Source organism: Croceimicrobium sp., assembly GCF_965228705.1.
Classification (GTDB): Bacteria; Bacteroidota; Bacteroidia; order Flavobacteriales; family Schleiferiaceae; genus Croceimicrobium.
This window is the reverse complement of sequence record NZ_OZ245832.1, coordinates 2239568-2257304: the sequence shown is the minus strand read 5'-3', so window position 1 is coordinate 2257304 and position 17737 is coordinate 2239568. Positions and strand designations below refer to the sequence as shown.

At 43.3% G+C, this 17737-nt stretch carries 19 protein-coding genes and 2 tRNA genes; 14 read left to right on the top strand and 7 right to left on the bottom strand.

Annotated features, from left to right (window positions below):
- Nucleotides 1-56 precede the first annotated feature (56 nt).
- Genes ACO05P_RS10265 through ACO05P_RS10255 form a run of 3 tightly spaced genes read right to left on the bottom strand, consistent with a single transcriptional unit; the run spans nucleotide 57 to nucleotide 2027 of the window.
- Complete coding sequence (locus tag ACO05P_RS10265) at nucleotides 57-413, bottom strand: YraN family protein (protein ID WP_421750610.1); 357 nt, start codon at nucleotides 411-413, stop codon at nucleotides 57-59.
- The gene (locus ACO05P_RS10260) at nucleotides 382-1308 is read right to left on the bottom strand and encodes a S66 peptidase family protein (RefSeq protein WP_421750609.1); all 927 of its coding nucleotides are present in this window, start codon (nucleotides 1306-1308) and stop codon (nucleotides 382-384) included. The genes ACO05P_RS10265 and ACO05P_RS10260 overlap by 32 nt, the downstream gene beginning before the upstream one ends.
- Nucleotides 1305-2027 (bottom strand): pyridoxine 5'-phosphate synthase, encoded by a 723-nt coding sequence (locus ACO05P_RS10255; RefSeq protein WP_421750607.1) that lies wholly within the window; start codon nucleotides 2025-2027, stop codon nucleotides 1305-1307. The genes ACO05P_RS10260 and ACO05P_RS10255 overlap by 4 nt, the downstream gene beginning before the upstream one ends.
- Nucleotides 2028-2063: 36 nt before the next feature.
- On the opposite strand from ACO05P_RS10255, the gene ACO05P_RS10250 reads away from it, so the two are divergent.
- The 8 genes from ACO05P_RS10250 to murI all read left to right on the top strand — a co-directional run bounded on the left by ACO05P_RS10250 (nucleotide 2064) and on the right by murI (nucleotide 9702).
- Nucleotides 2064-2723, top strand: coding sequence for a CBS domain-containing protein (locus ACO05P_RS10250; protein WP_421750606.1), 660 nt, complete (start codon nucleotides 2064-2066; stop codon nucleotides 2721-2723).
- Nucleotides 2723-3601: an NAD kinase gene (locus tag ACO05P_RS10245; protein WP_421750605.1), complete on the top strand. Its 879-nt coding sequence runs from the start codon at nucleotides 2723-2725 to the stop codon at nucleotides 3599-3601. Before ACO05P_RS10250 ends, ACO05P_RS10245 begins: the two co-directional genes overlap by 1 nt.
- A 45-nt stretch (nucleotides 3602-3646) precedes the next feature.
- On the top strand, nucleotides 3647-4471 hold the full coding sequence (locus ACO05P_RS10240) for a DUF6089 family protein (RefSeq protein ID WP_421750604.1): 825 nt from the start codon (nucleotides 3647-3649) through the stop codon (nucleotides 4469-4471).
- 8 nt (nucleotides 4472-4479) lie between these two features.
- Nucleotides 4480-5244, top strand: a complete 765-nt coding sequence (locus tag ACO05P_RS10235; protein WP_421750603.1) for an isoprenyl transferase — start codon at nucleotides 4480-4482, stop codon at nucleotides 5242-5244.
- A complete protein-coding gene (gene bamA, locus ACO05P_RS10230; RefSeq protein WP_421750601.1) occupies nucleotides 5237-7720 on the top strand; it encodes an outer membrane protein assembly factor BamA in 2484 nt (827 codons plus the stop codon). Before ACO05P_RS10235 ends, bamA begins: the two co-directional genes overlap by 8 nt.
- A gap of 72 nt (nucleotides 7721-7792) precedes the next feature.
- A complete protein-coding gene (locus tag ACO05P_RS10225; RefSeq protein ID WP_421750600.1) occupies nucleotides 7793-8305 on the top strand; it encodes an OmpH family outer membrane protein in 513 nt (170 codons plus the stop codon).
- Nucleotides 8306-8334: 29 nt separating this feature from the next.
- Nucleotides 8335-8844: an OmpH family outer membrane protein gene (locus tag ACO05P_RS10220; protein WP_421750599.1), complete on the top strand. Its 510-nt coding sequence runs from the start codon at nucleotides 8335-8337 to the stop codon at nucleotides 8842-8844.
- Nucleotides 8845-8898: 54 nt separating this feature from the next.
- Nucleotides 8899-9702 (top strand): glutamate racemase, encoded by an 804-nt coding sequence (murI, locus tag ACO05P_RS10215; RefSeq protein ID WP_421750597.1) that lies wholly within the window; start codon nucleotides 8899-8901, stop codon nucleotides 9700-9702.
- On the opposite strand, the gene ACO05P_RS10210 is transcribed toward murI, so the two are convergent.
- Nucleotides 9688-10455, bottom strand: coding sequence for an alpha/beta fold hydrolase (locus ACO05P_RS10210; RefSeq protein WP_421750595.1), 768 nt, complete (start codon nucleotides 10453-10455; stop codon nucleotides 9688-9690). The two genes, murI and ACO05P_RS10210, sit on opposite strands and share 15 nt — an antisense overlap.
- A gap of 122 nt (nucleotides 10456-10577) precedes the next feature.
- On the opposite strand from ACO05P_RS10210, the gene metG reads away from it, so the two are divergent.
- Both metG and ACO05P_RS10200 read left to right on the top strand, forming a co-directional pair.
- Entirely contained in the window at nucleotides 10578-12614 is a 2037-nt protein-coding gene (metG, locus tag ACO05P_RS10205; RefSeq protein WP_421750594.1) for a methionine--tRNA ligase, read from the top strand.
- A 1-nt stretch (nucleotide 12615) separates the two neighbouring features.
- Entirely contained in the window at nucleotides 12616-13275 is a 660-nt protein-coding gene (locus ACO05P_RS10200) for a DUF2461 domain-containing protein (RefSeq protein ID WP_421750592.1), read from the top strand.
- On the opposite strand, the gene ACO05P_RS10195 is transcribed toward ACO05P_RS10200, so the two are convergent.
- The 3 genes from ACO05P_RS10195 to ACO05P_RS10185 are packed head-to-tail and all read right to left on the bottom strand — an operon-like array spanning nucleotide 13272 to nucleotide 15561.
- On the bottom strand, nucleotides 13272-14576 hold the full coding sequence (locus ACO05P_RS10195) for a sensor histidine kinase (protein ID WP_421750591.1): 1305 nt from the start codon (nucleotides 14574-14576) through the stop codon (nucleotides 13272-13274). The genes ACO05P_RS10200 and ACO05P_RS10195 overlap by 4 nt on opposite strands.
- Nucleotides 14577-14578: 2 nt before the next feature.
- A complete protein-coding gene (locus ACO05P_RS10190; RefSeq protein WP_421750589.1) occupies nucleotides 14579-15004 on the bottom strand; it encodes a 6-phosphogluconate dehydrogenase in 426 nt (141 codons plus the stop codon).
- Between the two features lie 11 nt (nucleotides 15005-15015).
- Complete coding sequence (locus tag ACO05P_RS10185; RefSeq protein WP_421750588.1) at nucleotides 15016-15561, bottom strand: inorganic diphosphatase; 546 nt, start codon at nucleotides 15559-15561, stop codon at nucleotides 15016-15018.
- A 136-nt stretch (nucleotides 15562-15697) separates the two neighbouring features.
- Here ACO05P_RS10185 and ACO05P_RS10180 point away from each other — a divergent pair.
- From ACO05P_RS10180 to ACO05P_RS10165, 4 genes are all read left to right on the top strand, one after another.
- Nucleotides 15698-15769 (top strand) — tRNA-Arg (locus ACO05P_RS10180).
- Between the two features lie 163 nt (nucleotides 15770-15932).
- The gene (locus tag ACO05P_RS10175; protein WP_421750587.1) at nucleotides 15933-16688 is read left to right on the top strand and encodes a hypothetical protein; all 756 of its coding nucleotides are present in this window, start codon (nucleotides 15933-15935) and stop codon (nucleotides 16686-16688) included.
- Between the two features lie 78 nt (nucleotides 16689-16766).
- Nucleotides 16767-16838: transfer RNA gene (locus tag ACO05P_RS10170), tRNA-Arg, on the top strand.
- A 126-nt stretch (nucleotides 16839-16964) separates the two neighbouring features.
- Nucleotides 16965-17663, top strand: a complete 699-nt coding sequence (locus ACO05P_RS10165; RefSeq protein ID WP_421750586.1) for a hypothetical protein — start codon at nucleotides 16965-16967, stop codon at nucleotides 17661-17663.
- Nucleotides 17664-17737: the final 74 nt, after the last annotated feature.

Sequence of the window (17737 nt, the reverse complement as noted above, 5' to 3'; positions counted from 1 at the left end):
CAAAAGTACATTTAATTCAACACGCGGCAAAATATCTTTTACTGAAAATCAAGACTTTAAAGGCCGGGGTAAAAAGCATCTTCAATATGTCGTAAGCCATAGGGATTAAGGCAAATGCCAATGATATCGAAGCGAGTCATTCCCTGCCAGTTGATTTGCTCTACATATTGATTAGCGGCACTAATCAGGAATTTTTGCTTTTGCTGGTTTACGAATTCCCAGGCCTCCCCAAAGCGATTGGAGCTGCGTGCTTTTACTTCGATTATTACTAAGCACTCCTTATCTATCGCAATAAGGTCTACTTCCTTGCGGCGGAAGCGCCAATTTTGTTCCAGTAATTGGTAATTATGGGAGAGTAGATAGCGCGCGGCAGCAGTTTCGCTACTCTGCCCCAGTTTTTGATTCGGATGCATGCGGAAAACGTATTAAGGTTTCCTGCGAAGCTACCGATAGCTCAATTTCTAATCCAAAGATAAACGCTTGATTATCGCTTAAATGTCCGGCGGGCACTCCAAAGGCAATAGGGATATTCAAATCCTTAAAATGACGATGTATTATTTCCTCGGCGCTTTCACCAAAGGGAATGCTGTTATCATTCATATCGCTCATGCCGCCAATTATAATTCCCGCTAAATTGTCCAAATAGCCATTTCGACGAAGATTAAAAAGCATGCGATCGATATGATAGAGGTATTCGTCCAGGTCTTCCAAAAAGAGGATTTTACCACCGGTATCTAAACTTTCCTTTGAGCCTAATAGACTGTAAAGCATACTGAGATTACCACCACAAACGGGCGCCTTTACTGTGCCTACTTTATTAAAAGCATGCAATGGAGCGCTAATGGAATAGTTTTCTCCAGCTAAAGCCTTTTGCATACTTACTAATGCCGCCTCACTATTTCCTTTGAAATTAATGGGCATCGACGCATGCAAGCTGGCATAGCCCAGATTGTGTAGGGCGCTGTGAAAAACGGTGATATCGCTGTATCCTACCAGCCATTTAGGACTCTCCTCAAAGGCTTCAAAATTGAGCTGATCAATTAAGCGCACGGATCCATATCCGCCCCGAGCACACAGAATGGCGCGGCAATCAGGATCATCTAAGGCCGCTTGAAAGTCGGCGATTCGAATGGCATCACTACCCGCAAATTGATGTTCCTCAGCAAATAGATTTTCCGTGAAGAAAGCCTCATAGCCCCAGGCTGCTATTTGGTCCAAGGCAGGCTGTAATTCTTCCCGACTAATTTTTCGGGCTGGTGCTACGATGCGAATTCGATCACCTTTTTGGAGTGACGCCGGACGAATCATTGGGCCATTTCAATTTCCCGCAGGTAGCGCTGAATAGTGTTTTCTAAACCGAGGTACAGTGCATCCGAAATTAAAGCATGACCAATAGATACCTCGGCTAAATGAGGGACTTCTTTTGTGAAGTAGCGAAGGTTGTTTAAGTCCAAATCATGACCGGCATTTATCCCCAAGCCCAGCTCATGTGCCAGGAGGGCCGCTTCGCGATAAGCTTTAACTGCTGCTTCTGGATTATTGGGGTACTCACGGGCATAATCTTCCGTGTATAATTCAATGCGATCGGTGCCGGTTTGGGCTACTGATTTTATTTGTTCCGGATCACATTCCATGAATACCGAAACTCGTATCCCTGCGTTTTTGAAAGTAGGGATCACCTTTTTTAAAAAGGCTTGGTTTTCAATGGCATTCCAGCCAGCATTAGAGGTTAGTACCCCGGGTGGATCTGGAACCAAAGTGACTTGAGCCGGAGCAGCTTCTAAAACCAAAGCAATGAAATCTTCCGAGGGATATCCTTCGATATTAAATTCGGTTGAGACAACTTTTGTGAGTTCACGAACGTCATTATAACGTATATGGCGTTCATCAGGACGCGGGTGAACCGTGATTCCCTGGGCGCCGAAACGCTCACAATTTTGAGCCGCCAGAATCAAATCTGGAACATTGCCTCCCCGGGCATTGCGCAGGGTTGCAATTTTATTAATGTTAACGGAAAGCTTTGTCATGGTTGGCAAAGATAAAGCCTTATGTTTGCTTTGAATATGAGAGTAAGAGATCACATTCTGAATGATTTTAAACCCCTGAGTACCGGGGAGCGAGTAGCGGATATTATGTTGGCTATGGAGGAGTTGAAATGCAGCCATTTACCGGTAATGCATGAGGGTATTTATTTAGGGCTGATCTCTGAAGATGATCTGCTGGATATCCAAAATGATCAGGATACCTTGGAAAAGCATCTTAAGGTGATTAAGCCTTATAAAGTGCAGGCTGATACCCATCTCTATGAGGCTATTCAAGTGATTGGAGAGGGGAATTTAACCTGCCTGCCTGTAATTGATGAACAAGGTCAGTATATCGGTTATGTCTCACCACAAGAATTAATGTGGGATTTAGGTCGCCAGGTCTCTTATGCTGAGCGCGGTGGTGTGGTGGTATTGCGTTTGCCAATTCGGGATTACCATATCTCTCAGATTGCGCAAATTGTAGAGTCCGAGGATGCCTTGATTTTAGGCCTGCAATTACGTTCTCAAGGGAATGAATTTATTAATGTAGCCCTGAAAATCAATCAACAGGATTTGAGTCGCATCGTAAAAGCTTTTGAGCGATACCAATATGAGGTAGTGGAGCTTTATCATGAAAGTTTATTTGATGATACAGCTTCTGATCGCTACGAAGGTTTGATGAAATACCTGAATATCTAATGAGATTAGCGGTATACGGTAAAAAGATCACGGCCGAAGCGCGGGATGATATCGAGAACTTACATTCGATATTGATCGAGTCGGGTGTGGACTTTAAGGTCTTTCACCGCTTAAATACCTATATCAAGGAGCATTGTGATTTAGGATTGGAATTTGAAGAATTTCGAAGCAGTCAGGATTTACAAGAGTATGCTCCCGATTTCTTAATCACCATTGGTGGAGATGGCACTATCCTCGATGCGGCCACCTTAGTTCGCGATAGCGGCATTCCGATTTTAGGGATTAATACCGGTCGATTGGGATTCTTATCCAATGTAAATCGCCAGAAAATAGAAGAGAGTCTGGAGGCCCTTTTCCGGAAGGATTATCAATTGAGTCATCGTCGCTTATTGCATATGGAATCCAAAGCCCTGGATTTGGATCTGCCTTTTGCTTTAAATGAGATTACTGTAAGTCGAAAAGACACTACCGCCATGGTTACCGTTGAGGTTTCCATTAATGGAGAGTTCTTTAATAATTATTGGGCGGATGGCTTGATTATCGCCACTCCAACCGGTAGTACAGGATATTCATTATCCTGCAATGGGCCAATTATGATGCCGGGTTCCGAAACTTTGGTGCTAACGCCAATTGCACCACACAATCTCACCGCCCGACCTTTCGTTATCCCGAACAGCTGTGAGATCGAGTTGAAGGTGCACAGTCGGGAGGAATGGAATTTGGTTTCCCTGGATTCCAGGATCTATTCCATTCGCAATGGGGAGCCCCTGAAAATTCGAAAAGCGGATTTTAGTATTGCTCTGGTAGAAACTGCCGACCACACCTTTGCCAAGACCTTGCGCAATAAGCTGATGTGGGGAATGGATAAAAGAAACTAAAAACTTATCTATACCCTTGATTTATTTATATTTGCGCTCCCAAAAATGAAGCATAAATCTTTCATAATCAAAAGCATACTGCTTTTAATTCTGCCGCTATGCAGTACTGCACAGTATTTAGAGGCAGGTATTAATGGTGGTGGTTCCAATTTTTTGGGCGATGTAGGTCCCTATCGAATTGATGTTCCGCGTGGCTATCATGCAGGGATTTTGTTTCGTTATAACTTCAATCGCTATTGGTCAATACGCTTCCAGGGGAATTATGGGATGATTGCCGCCGATGATGCGAATTCTACCCTGGATGAGCGCAAGGAGCGTAATTTAAATTTCCGCTCTGAGATTTGGGAAGCCTATGTGGCAGCGGAGTTTAATTTCTTCGAATTTGAACCTGGTACCAAGCTTAATCATACTCCTTATATCAATGCTGGCTTCGGCATTTTCAGCTTTAACCCAGAGGCCAATTACAATGGTGATTGGATTGCCTTAAGGCCCTTGCGTACTGAGGGTCAGGGTACATCCTTAGGTCGGGGTTCGCCCTATGCTACTGCAAGTTCCTACTTTGTATTTAGTTTGGGTTATAAATGGGGATTAGGAAGATTTACCTCAATAGCTATTGAAAGTAGCTTTCGAAATACCTATACCGATTACCTGGATGATGTGAGCGGCTATTACGCCGATCCCGTGGTCTTAACCAATGAAGTTTCAGAATTATCTGCGACCTTAGCCGATCGCAGTTTAAGTCAGAGCAACAAAGAGAATATTTTACGCGGGGACCCCACCAATCGCGATTGGTACATATTTACCGGGCTTACCCTGCAATTTAAATTTGGTGAGCTGTACGAGAAATGTGCAAACTTCATTGGTAAATAAGGAACTGGATGTCTGAGCTCAAAGAACAAGTTAAAGCGTTAAAAAACCTGCCTGAGCATATAGCCATTATTATGGATGGCAATGGTCGTTGGGCTAAGAAACGCGGATTTTTACGAGCCCTCGGGCATGAAAACGGAGTAGACGCCTTACGTCGCATTGCCACTGCATCTGCAGAGGTTAATATTAAGTACTTAACGGTTTACGCTTTTAGTAGCGAAAATTGGAATCGACCTAAAACTGAGGTGAAAGCTCTGATGACTTTGCTGGTAAGCAGTCTTAAGAAGGAGTTAAAAACCCTTAACGATAATAAAATTCGTTTGCAGGCTATCGGCGATACCACATCTTTGCCGGCTAATTGTCGCAAGGAATTAGAAGAAGTGATCGAACTTACCAAAGATCATAAACATATGACCCTCACCCTGGCCCTGTCTTATGGCAGTCGGGAAGAGCTAAGCCGGGCAGCACGCGAATTGGCCCAGGAAGTAGCAGAGGGAATCCGCACCGCGGATAGTATTAATGAAGAAGCTCTGGCCTCCAAACTCTATACAGCAGCTATGCCCGACCCCGATTTATTGATACGGACCAGCAATGAGTACCGCATCAGTAATTATCTGCTTTGGCAGATAGCCTATTCGGAATTGTATTTCAGTCCTAAATTATGGCCCGACTTTCAGGCTGAGGACCTCTACAATGCTATTCTGGATTATCGGAACAGAGAGAGGCGTTTTGGAAAAATTAGTGAGCAATTAAAATCGGATTATCATAATGCATAAGCTCTTGCGGCTGGCGGCATTGGCTCTGCTCTTGCAACCTTGGAATCTTATCGGTCAAATTACCGGCGATGTAACGGTAGTACCAGGTGTGAAATACGAAATCGGCGGTATACGCATCACCGGTTCTGACAACCTCGATAAACAAGTTATTACCTTAATCTCTGGCTTACAGGTGGGGCAAGAAATTACCCTTCCGGGTGATGCGACCACCAAGGCAATTGAAAACCTATGGCGTCAAAAGCTCTTCGATGATATTGGCATCTATGTAACCGAGGTTAAAGGGAAGTTGGTCTTTTTAGAAATTCGATTAAAAGAATTACCCAAGCTTTCCAAATACGGTATTAAGGGGCTTTCCAAAACCAAACGCGATAATCTTCGCGATGAATTGGATCTGAGTAGTGGCTTAATTGTTACCGAAAACTTGATTGTAAATACCCGCAATATTGCCCGCGACTTCTTCGTGAAGGATGGATATCTGAACACAAAAGTAGAAGTGCGCAAAAAGGCCGATACTACCCGCAGTAATTCGGTGATCCTGGATATAATTGTTGATCGGGGAGAGCGCGTAAAAATTCGCAACATCAATTTTATCGGTAATGAGAAGATTAGCGATAAGAAATTGCGGAAGGCCATGGATGAGACGGTGCGCAGTCGCATTTGGAACATCTTTAAGTCTTCTAAGCTTATTGAAGATGATTATGATGCCGATAAAGATCTGATCATTACCAAATACAATTCCGAAGGATTCAGAGATGCCCGGATTATCAAAGACAGTATTTATGCCGTGGATGATGATCGCATCAATATTGATATCTATGTTAAAGAAGGGCCCAAATATTATTTCGGGGATATTAGCTGGTTGGGGAATTCAAAGTATTCCGATGAAGTGCTTTCAAAGGTCTTGGCCATTCAGAAAGGCGATGTATACGATGCTTCCTTCCTCAATGAGCGTTTGTTCGTAGATCCTCAAGGAGGTGATGTATCTTCCTTATACCTCGACAATGGATACCTTTTCTTTAATATGGTTCCGGTTGAGGTAAATGTGCAAAATGATACCATCGACCTGGAGATTCGTATTCAAGAGGGTCGTCAGGCTACCATCAATAAAGTAACAGTGGTGGGTAACGACCGTACCAATGATCATGTTATTCTACGAGAGTTACGTACCAAGCCCGGAGAGCTTTTCCGTCGTAGCGATATTCAGCGTTCTTTGCGCGAACTACAGCAATTAGGTTTCTTCGATCCACAGAAATTGAACGTGGAGCCCAAGCCCAATGCGGAAACCGGAACAGTTGATATTCAGTACATCGTTGCCGAACAGTCTACTTCTCAGTTAGAACTACAAGGTGGCTGGGGAGCTGGTCGTATTGTAGGTACTTTGGGATTGAACTTTAACAATTTCTCGGCACGCAATATGTTTAAGAAATCGGCCTGGCAGCCTTTACCAGCGGGTGATGGACAAACGATTAACCTCCGTGCTCAGAGTAATGGTCTCTTCTTCCAATCCTATAGTGCCTCCTTTACAGAGCCTTGGTTAGGGGGTAAGAAACCAAACTCATTAACCGTATCGGTGTATCACAATATTCAGAACCTTACTGGTTTACCAAGTGATGATCCTGATTACCAAGGTCTTTCTATCACTGGGGCAACGGTAGGTTTGGGCCGCCGTCTAAAATGGCCGGATGACTACTTTACCTTGTATCAGGCGATTGACTTTCAGCGCTATCGTTTAAGGGATTATCCCTTAGGTGGCATTCGGTTCGAAGACGGAAGAGTGAATAATATCAATTATAAAATCACCTTGGGAAGAAACAGTGTCGATTTCCCAATTTATCCCCGGAAGGGTAATCTCTTTAATTTGAGTGGTGAGTTTACATTGCCATTATCCTTACTCAATGGAAGAGACTATTCCACCCTCGATGCTAGTGATCGCTACGAGTGGTTAGAGTATTATAAGATTAAAATGAACAGCTCCTGGTTTACTGAGATCTTCCCGAAAACGGTAATTAAGGCCGCAGGTGAATTTGGCTACTTGGGAACCTATAATTCTGAGGTGGGGCTTCCTCCTTTTGAGCGATTCTTCGTGGGAGGTGATGGACTGCAAAACTTCGTGTTAGATGGACGTGAAATTATCGGCTTGCGCGGATATCCTAACAACCGAATTGTACCAACTTCCGTTTCTCAAATCGGGGGAGCATTGTACAATAAGTTCACCCTGGAATTACGCTATTTAATTACAGAAAACCCCAGTGCTCAGATATTCACCTTAGGATTTTTGGAAGCTGGTAATAACTACGATACTTTTCAGAACTATGAGCCGTTTAACCTCAAGCGTTCCGCTGGCTTTGGAGTGCGCATCTTTATGCCTATGTTCGGATTACTGGGCGTAGACTTCGGTTATGGATTTGATCCTATTCCGGGTGCCACAGCTCCAAGCGGTTGGAATACGCACTTTATAATTGGACAACAATTTTAAATAAGCTATTTTCGCCCGCTCTCGGAAAAGCTTTCATTTTGAGCGAGAAAAGGCGATTTGCGAACGGCAACTATGAATAGAAAAATTTGGCTTCTTCTTTTTGGTCTGGTTTTTGGATTTCAGATTAGCGCACAGCGATTCGGCATTGTTGATTCGGAGTATGTGCTTACGCAGATTCCCGAATACGCCAAAGCTCAACAACAATTGGATCAACTTAGTCGTACCTGGGAAAGTGAAATTGAAGCCCTCCTCAGCGAAGCAGATGCTATGCGAAAGGCCTATGAAGCCGAGAAAGTTCTTCTTACCGAAGAGATGAAAGCCGAAAGAGAGGCCGCCATCAAAGCCAAGGAGGAAGAAGCGAAAAATAAGCAGCAACTGTACTTTGGTATAAAAGGCAAAATTTACAGCAAACGCCAGGAGCTAATCAAACCAATTCAGGATAAGATATACAACGCTGTGCAGGAAGTGGCAAGACGCCGTAACCTCGACGTAGTGTTTGATAAAGGGAGTGAGCTGATAACCCTTTATGTAAGCGAAAAGGTAGATATCAGCGATGAAGTGATTGAAAACTTAGAAGACGAATAACAAAACAAGACCATTAAACAAACTCAGCAATGAAGAAGATCATTTTACTAGCCGCCTTATTTTTTGGATTGAGCAGCACTGCTTTCGCTCAGCAAAAGATTGGCCATATTAATGCCGACGAATTATTGGCTTTGATGCCTGAAACTAAAGCTGCCCAAACTCAGTTAGAGCAGTACAGTGAGCGTCTGCAAAAGGACCTTACCGAGATGGAAAACGAACTCACTAAGAAAATTGAGGAGTTCCGTCGCAATGAGCAAATGATGACCACCTCCACTCGTGAGATTAAGACCAAAGAATTACAAGAATTACAAGGTCGTATTCAGCAGTTCAGCCAAAGTGCACAGCAAGAACTACAAGCTAAGCAAGTAGAGCTTCTGCAGCCTGTAATTGACAAAGCCTCTAAAGCTATTGCTGATGTGGCCCGAGAAAAAGGATTCGCTTATATCTTAGATAGTTCTGAGAGTAAAGCCGTGGTAGTATTCGCCGAGGGTGGTGAAGATATTATGCCACTGGTAAAAGCTAAATTGGGAATCCAATAAAAGCATTTAGATAGCTTAACTTCGTACCCGCTGTTATCCGCAGCGGGTTTTTTTATGGCCAAAAACAATCCCATAGGCATTTTTGATTCCGGGGTAGGTGGATTAACCGTTGCCTCGGCAATTCACCAATTATTGCCATTCGAATCCTTCATTTATTTCGGGGATACCCGACATGCTCCTTATGGTGATAAGTCGAAGAGTACCATCCTCGATTATTCTCGTCGAATTAGTCGCTTTTTGGTGGAGGGTGATTGCAAATGCATTGTTATTGCCTGTAACTCTGCCTCGGCCATGGCTTATAAAGAGCTCAAGCTGGATTGGCCGGATGTGCCTATTCTCACTGTGGTTGAGCCGGTGGTAGCAGAAGTAGCTCGCTTAAAAGCCCGTAAAGTGGGGGTAGTAGCCACCCGGGCAACTGTGCGTTCGCAGGTGTATAGTAAGCAATTGCAAAAGCTGGATACCGATTTAAGAGTTGTGCAAAAGGCCACACCTTTATTAGCGCCATTAGTGGAAGAAGGCTTTGCCGGAACTGAAGTGAGTACTGGGGTTTTAGCTCATTATTTGGCCGATCCCGCTTTAAAGGAGCTCAGTCACCTAATTTTGGGTTGTACGCATTATCCTTTGCTTCAGAAGGAATTTGAAAAATATTTGGGTCCTGAAGTGCAAGTAATAAATTCAGCAGAAATGGTGGCCCGTGGTCTTCAGGTATTACTAAAGGAAAAAGGTCTTTTGCGGGAAGCAAGCACAGAGCCCAAACTTCAGTTTTTTGTATCCGAAAAAACCAAGGCCTTTAGTAAAACAGCCCGGCTCTTCTTTGGAAAAGAAATTAAGCTGAACGAAAAGTTATTGCCCGCCTAAAAAGTCGCTAACGGCTTCGAAGAATAGTTCAGGTTCTTGGGCATGTAACCAGTGCCCTGCATTGGGAATGGTGACCAATTCGGCCTGAGGGTAGTGACTTTGAATTTCGTCGATATCCTCATCCTTAATGTACCAGGAATCACCACCGCGTAAAAAGAGGGCTGGTCGATCATAATAGGCATTGGGAGGCAAGCTTTCTCCTACCTTTTTTATTTCTCGTGCTAAAACCTTCAGGTTGAAACGCCAATTAAGTCTGTCCTTTTCTTCCCAATAGAGATTCTTTAAAAGAAACTGACGTACCCCCGGTTCCAGACTGGGGCCAAACTGCTCATTGGCTTCGCTGCGTCTGCTAATTTTAGAGAGGTCCAGTGCTTCCAAGGCATCGATAACATCCATATGATGAGGAGGGTAGGCTTTAGGGGCAATGTCGGCAATAATCATGGAGCGGCAGCGATCCGGGTGAAGAACCGCAAATAACATGGCTACCTTGCCACCCATGCTATGCCCAATGATATGGGCTTCCTCTATTTGATGTTGGTCGAGGTATTCCAATAAATCATCGCTCATCAGATCATAGGAGAATTCCTCAGAATGAGGGCTGCGACCATGATTGCGCATATCCAGTAAATGCACTCTAAAATGCTCCGACCACTTGCGACCCAGGCTTTGCCAATTATCGCTCATCCCAAAAAGGCCATGCATGATAATGAGGTCTTCCGGACCTTCGCCAAGAATATTTGAAAAGAGTTGCATTCTTTTTTTTGCAAAGATCGTTAAGCTGCTGCGAATGACCTGAGTTTTGGAATTTAATTCCTTTGCTGATCGGCAATTGCGGAGGCCGCGCAATTCTTACTTTTGTGGGCTAAATTGAATGTATGTCTTCCGAGATTTCGCGCTATACTATTACTGCAGCCCTCCCTTATGCTAATGGTCCAGTACATATCGGTCACCTGGCCGGATGTTATTTGCCTTCGGACATATACGCCCGGTACCTGCGTAAAAATGGCAAAGAGCTCATTTTCGTTTGTGGAACGGATGAACATGGAGCGGCCATCAATATGAAGGCGCAAAGTGAAGGAGCCGAACCTCGGGAGATTGTCGATCGTTACCATGCAATTATTCGTGATTCGCTGGATAAAATCGGGATCAGTTTCGATGTGTTTTCGCGCACCAGTAAGGAGATTCACCATAAAACTGCCCAGGACTTTTTTACCAAGCTCTATGAAAAAGGATCTTTAGAGGAAAAGGTAACGCAGCAGTATTTCGACCCGGAAGCAGGGCAGTTTATTGCCGATCGATTTATTGTGGGCGAATGTCCCAACTGTCACTTTGGAGAGGCTTATGGCGATCAATGCGAAAACTGTGGGACTTCTTTAAGTCCAACCGATCTTATCAAGCCTAAGAGTCGTTTAAGCGGAGCAGAGCCTATTTTAAAAGAAACCAAGCACTGGTTCCTGCCATTAGATCACTTAAGTGGCAAGATCAAAGATTATATCCAATCTCATAAAAACTGGAAGCCTAATGTCTATGGTCAATGTATGAGTTGGCTGGATAGTGGAGATGGTTTACAGGCCCGCAGCATGACCCGTGATTTGGATTGGGGTATTCCCGTTCCTCTTGATGATGCGGAGGGCAAGGTATTGTATGTATGGTTCGATGCACCTATCGGGTATATTTCGGCTACCAAGGAATTGTTGGGAGACGCTTGGGAAGACTATTGGACTAAGGACGATACCAAATTGGTGCACTTTATCGGTAAGGATAATATTGTTTTCCATTGCATCATTTTCCCGGCGATGTTGATGGAGCACGGTGGTTTTCATTTAGCGGATGAAGTGCCAGCCAATGAGTTTCTCAATTTGGAGGGACGCAAAATTTCTACCAGCCGTAATTGGGCGGTTTGGTTACATGAGTACCTCGAGGATTTCGAGGGCAAGGAAGATGTATTGCGCTACGTTCTAACTGCTACGGCTCCCGAGAGTAAGGATAATGATTTTACCTGGAGCGATTTCCAGACACGTAATAACAGTGAGTTGGTTGCGATTTTGGGCAATTTTGTGAATCGGGTGCAGGTCTTAATGCAGAAGTACTATGAAGGTGAAATCCCCCAAGCAGGAGCTTTCACCAGCGAAGATAAAGAGGCCTTAGCCTCAATGGCAGCTACACCCGCTTCGATTGCCGAATCTTTGGAAAGCTATCGATTCCGGGAGGCTTTAAGCCGGATGATGGGCTTGGCCCGATTAGGGAATAAATACCTGGCGGATCAGGAGCCTTGGAAGAAAATTAAGGAAGACCCGGAGCGAGCGGGAACAATCCTCTATGTAGCGGCGCAAATTTGTGCCCAATTAGCACAAGTGATGGAGCCTTTCATGCCCTTTAGTGCTAATCGTTTGCAGAGCGATCTAAAAATTGATGCATTGGCTTGGGAGGATTGCAATAGTGAGGAATTGCTAAAAGCTGGTCATCGTATTCAAAGTGGAGGACATCTCTTTTCTAAAATTGAAGATGAGACCATTGGAGCACAGAAAGCCAAATTGGAAGCCGCATCTGCCGCCAAGGCCGAACCTCAATACGAAGCTTTGAAGGAAGAAATACAGTTTGAAGATTTTACTAAACTTGATATCCGGGTGGGAACCATTATCAGTGCTCAAAAAGTGAAGAAGGCGGATAAGCTCTTACATCTGGAAGTAGATTTAGGCTTTGAAAAGCGGAGTATTGTAAGTGGGATCGCCCAGTATTTTCAGCCTGAGGATTTGCCCGGTACCAAGGTTTCTGTGGTGGTGAATCTGGCCCCTCGAAAATTAAGAGGAGTAATGAGCCAGGGAATGATATTAATGGCAGAAGATTCGGAGGGAAATCTTAATTTCACTTCAGCACCCGTAGAAATGCCTAATGGTGCGGTAATCCGATAGTATGAAAGCACCACATCCTGATACCTACCAATTCTTAGAAGCCTTAAAAGTCCACAATACCAAAGAGTGGATGGATGCCAATCGCAAATGGTATCAGGAAATTCGGCAAGGTTTGATTGACTATGCCGGTCAAATCCAGGAAAGCTTTGCTGAGGTCTATCCCATGACCATGATGGACCCTAAAAAGTACTTGGCGAGAATAAATAATAACCGTCGTTTTCATCCCGATAAACCACCCTATAAGACCAATTTCGCTCTTATGGTGAAAAGGAGAGGGCCAGATTATGGCGACTTCTATTTACATATTGAGCCGGGGAATTTATTTATTGGCACAGGCTTGTATCATCCCGCCAAGGAGCATCTTTTGGCATTGCGCGACTTAATTGATCTGCGTGGAGATGAATTGAAAACTATTGAAGAAGATCCGCAGTTTAAGAAGGTGTTTGGTGCTTTTAGAGGTGATAAGCTTCAAAGAAATCCCAAGGGTTTTGAATTGGATCATCCTCATATAGAGCTACTGAAACACAAGGACCTGTTAATCATGAAACAGCTTGAGGATGAGGCCATTTTTACGGCAAAAGGCTTGAGGGAACTTAAGGAGGCTTTTGCTGCTGCAATTCCTTTTATGGATTTTATCGACGATGCGATCAGTCAGGCTTAGTGCGGCATAAAAGGAATAGAAACGGTAAAGGTGCTGCCTTTTCCAGGACTGCTTTCTACACTGATACGACCCTGATGTAGGTCGACGTACTCTTTTACGATTAATAATCCGAAGCCGCTGCCGCGTTCCTGTTGGGTGCCCGGAACGCTTTCTGTACGTCCACTAAACAGGTTTTTTTGCTTTTCAGCGGATATGCCCAGGCCCTGGTCTTGCACAGTAAAGAGTACGGCATTTTTGGAACTACGGACCTTCAATGCGATTTCTTTACCGCTGGCGGTGAATTTAATGGCATTTTGCAATAGGTTACGGATAACTACCGTCATTAAAATCGGATCGCAAAAAACCTTTTCCTGACCATTGTAATCATCCTTAAATAGAATGCCTTTGGCTTTTGCCATTCCCCTCAAATGCTCCACAGTTTGATTTAGCCAGCTTCCCAGACTTACGAGATGAAAGTTGGCCTGATTTCCTGCTATTTTGGATTTCGACCAATTTACCATGTCATCCAACATATGTGAGGTGTTCTGAACCATTTTCAAGAGTTCTCCTTTGAGTTCCATGCGGTCTTCTTCCGGAATGGCACCATCTCGGGCTAATTCAAGATAGCTTTCTATGGAGGCTAAGGGATTCCGAACATCATGCGCAATGATGGAAAGCACTTTGGTTAGCTCTTTATAGCTTTCTTGGAGTTCCTTTTGATTTTGTTGCAATTCAACTTTTTGGTCTTCAACTTTTTGACGTTGCATTTCATAGGCCTGTCGGATCAGTCGGAAGACTAAAAAGAAAAGCCCCAGGGTAAGGAGGTAGCTGAATACCGTATCGATATAGCGTAGCTCTTCGGATTCGTAGCTAACGATATATTCGCGTCCGAAATTGTATTCGTAGAGAAGCAGACCGGAAAAAACAATGCCATGGATGACGGTCCAAAACCAATGCTGTTTGCTTTGAGTGGTAGCAAAGAGCATGGAAAGAGTCATAAAGCTTAGAACAGTAGTGGTACCATTAATACCACTATTCAGAAAATAGTTGAAGGCAAATAGGGCATAGGAGGTGATCATAAAGATGAACCATCCTACTTTAAAATTGCCCATTACCCTTGAAAACCAATAACTAAGGATCAACACTAATTGGGTGCCTAAAATAACCAGCACCAGATCCCATTGACGGATATTTATGGAAAGAAGCAGGCCAATGCTAAGGGCTATAGCACTGATAAAACAGATTTGGTGGAAGATGATTTCTTTGAGATCAAATTCACCTTCTTGTCCGTATACTATTTCTCTAAACTGCTTATAAGACATTCTTAATTAAAGGGGGCTCGTTCCGGGTCTTCTTCTGAAGCAGGCTTTTTCTGAGGGCTGCGCTCAATTTTAGTGATGAAATAGCGCGTGCTTCCTCTCCAAGGTAAAACTCGGTATCTTTCGATATAGTGTAAGTTAACACGTTCTCCGGAAAGTGAAACCTCTTCCAGGGTTTTAATTATGTGCTCTTGATCACTTTCTATGGAAAACTCGAAAGTCTCAGATAGGTTGTTATTGCTGTTAACTGCGCCGAAAGAGCGAATGTTAAGTTGTCCTTCCCAGGTTTTAAACAGCACTCCTTTGCGAGAGAGTTTGATCACTGTGCCTGCCCGCACTCCTTCAGAATAGGTGCCAAAATATAGGAAAGTGATCCATCCGATGAGTAAGATCAGGGCGATACCCAAGATCCAGAAAAGTGTTTTACGCATAAGGCTTTAGCTTAGTTATTGGCCCTGTATTTTTTATAGTCCTCCAGGCTTTGGAGAACAATTTTCCTGGCAATTTCCGCATTTTGAAAATCCTCAACCTCCACAGTTTTGTTTTCCAGTTTTTTATAGTCTTCAAAGAAGTTTTTAAGCTCCTTTAAAAAATGCACAGGTAATTCTGAAATATCGTGAATATGGTTGACACTCATATCATTTTCGGCTACGGCAATGATTTTATCGTCTAATTCTCCACCGTCGAGCATTCGCATAACGCCAATAACCCGAGCCGAAACCATACACATGGGCACTACCGTGATTTGGGAAAGCACTAGAATATCGAGGGGGTCTTTATCATCGCAATAGGTTTGAGGGATAAAACCGTAATTGGCGGGGTAGTACATGGATGAGTAGAGTACCCGATCCATTTTCAGTAAGCCAGAGTCTTTGTCTAATTCGTATTTGGCGCGAGTATTTTGTGGGATTTCAATAATGCCGTTAACGTAGGAAGGGATTTTGTCGCCTGGTGAAACAGAGTGCCAGGGATTGAAAGGGGTGTTCATGTTAGTGTTTTGGACAAAGTTAGTGCATGAAGTCTGTCATTCTCACGACAAGTACTATTTTTGCAGCCCTCAATTGCCTTCGCTAAATTGACTCCAATTTACAGGCAGGAGTTCTTTTTGTATTGAAAGAAAAATTGGCTCCGTAGTACAATGGATAGTATGCAAGTTTCCGGAGCTTGAGATGCAGGTTCGATTCCTGCCGGGGCTACTTTTTGTTTCAATAGCATTTCACCATTTCATTTTGATATATTCTTGTGCTTTAGCTTCTTTGCTTTAAGATTGCTTCAATAATGGAGCATTTAGGTTGTTTTGAAACCTGGATGAATAATCTGAAATCTAGCATAGCTAGGATTTATAAGGATACTATCGGTATGAAAAGCCTTCTACAGTTTTATCTTGAAAAATGGTATCTCCCAGTTTATAGCATTATCCTCTTTGGATTAATTGGAGTTTTTATAATTAAGGTTTCCAGTGGTTTTTCGATCCACTTAATTGCTCTTATTTTGCCTTGGCCCGCCATTTTTATGTCTGGAATACTATCCTTGCGAAGACTTTTACGCAAGGATTATAAAGGGGGCTTGGTCCAACTTACTTTAACAGGCCTACTCACTTGTATTGGGATGATTATCGGAGGCTTATTATTCTATAATTCACCTTATGATTATTATGCAGATGATTTAGAAATTCCTGCAGGCTTGCATTTATACGAACCATTAGGGGAAAAGTCAGGTCAATTAGTTACTAAGAAGGATCAGGCAGATAGTATTAGTCAAATACTAAAGGATCAAATAGACTTTGAAATAGTTTCCCAATCCCAACCGGGCATTTATAGCTATCATGCTTGGCTGGCCAATTTAGACAGCGGCTTTGTTTATTTGAAGGTCTTTGAGCTTAGTCAAGTTGATCCATTATCTGTCAACAGCTTAGCCTTAAGGTCAAGAATGAAGGTTTTTAATGCTAGTGACTCCTTTAAGCTTTTTCGCCTATCGGATCATTTCACTATTTATGAAGGAGATTGGGGTAAACCTTATGCTGCTCGATTTGAATTGTGGTATAAAAGTGAAAAGTCCCAAACAGAAAGGATGCTTTTATCTAAAAGCTATAAGATTGAAGGTTGGATGAGATAATCCAGTGAAATGGGCCATAACTAATATTATTACTGAAGCCATTGCAGATAAGGAAAAGGCTTCAGACCTTTGTGGCTTGGCCCCGTAGTTCAATGGATAGAATAGAAGTTTCCTAAACTTTAGATGCGAGTTCGATTCTCGCCGGGGCTACTCCTTTTTTCTTTTACTCAGGCTAAGGCCAACCTTTCAGAAGTTTTTCAGCTCTTTCCCTAAGTGAAATCGATCAGCGAAAGCAATGGCACAGATTTGGTCTTTATCAGATCAAATTCATGCCTTATGAAAAAGTCAATTTTCCTTTTCGTTTTTGCTTGCCTGGCTTTACAGCCCTTAAGGGCATCGACCTTCTTGGATTATGATCATCGCAAACCTCATCATTCCAATCCCCATTCTGAAGCTGAGGTTACCCTTTTCAAAGAACCTGGGTTTCGAGGTGAAGCTTTGATCATTAATGGAGATTGGTCATGTGAATTGGATCGCGACTTCTGCTTTACTATCGAAAGTATAATCATTCCCAGAGGCTATGAGTTGTGGGTGTATCGTCATCGGAAATTTAACGGTGATCCTGTTGTTTTAAACAGCTCTTGGGATGGAAGTGGAGCCGGAGCCTATTTACTAAGAAATCGAATTCGAAGTATTCGTATCGTCCAAAGAAGACAGGCCCTTCCACGTTTTCCACGCTCTGCAACCGGAAGCCAGGTAATTGTTTACGATCAGTTTTTTCAAGGTCGGCAAATGGTACTAAATGGGAACTGGACTGTAAGTCGTCAGTATGGCTTTGACTTCAATGATTGCATCAACGCTATATACGTACCACGTGGCTATGTAGTACGGATCTTTGAAGATGCCAATTATAGTGGACGCTACCAAGATATTTACGGAGATTGGAGGGTAGGTCAACAAGACTTTTGGTTCGCGCGGATAAGCTCCATAATGATTATGCCCGCCAGAAACTTTAGAACCCGAAGATCAAATTAGTTATTCAAGCCTGGATATTTTCCGGGCTTTTTTTTGAGACCTGGATTTTAAATAAAGCCATAGAACTTTTCAGC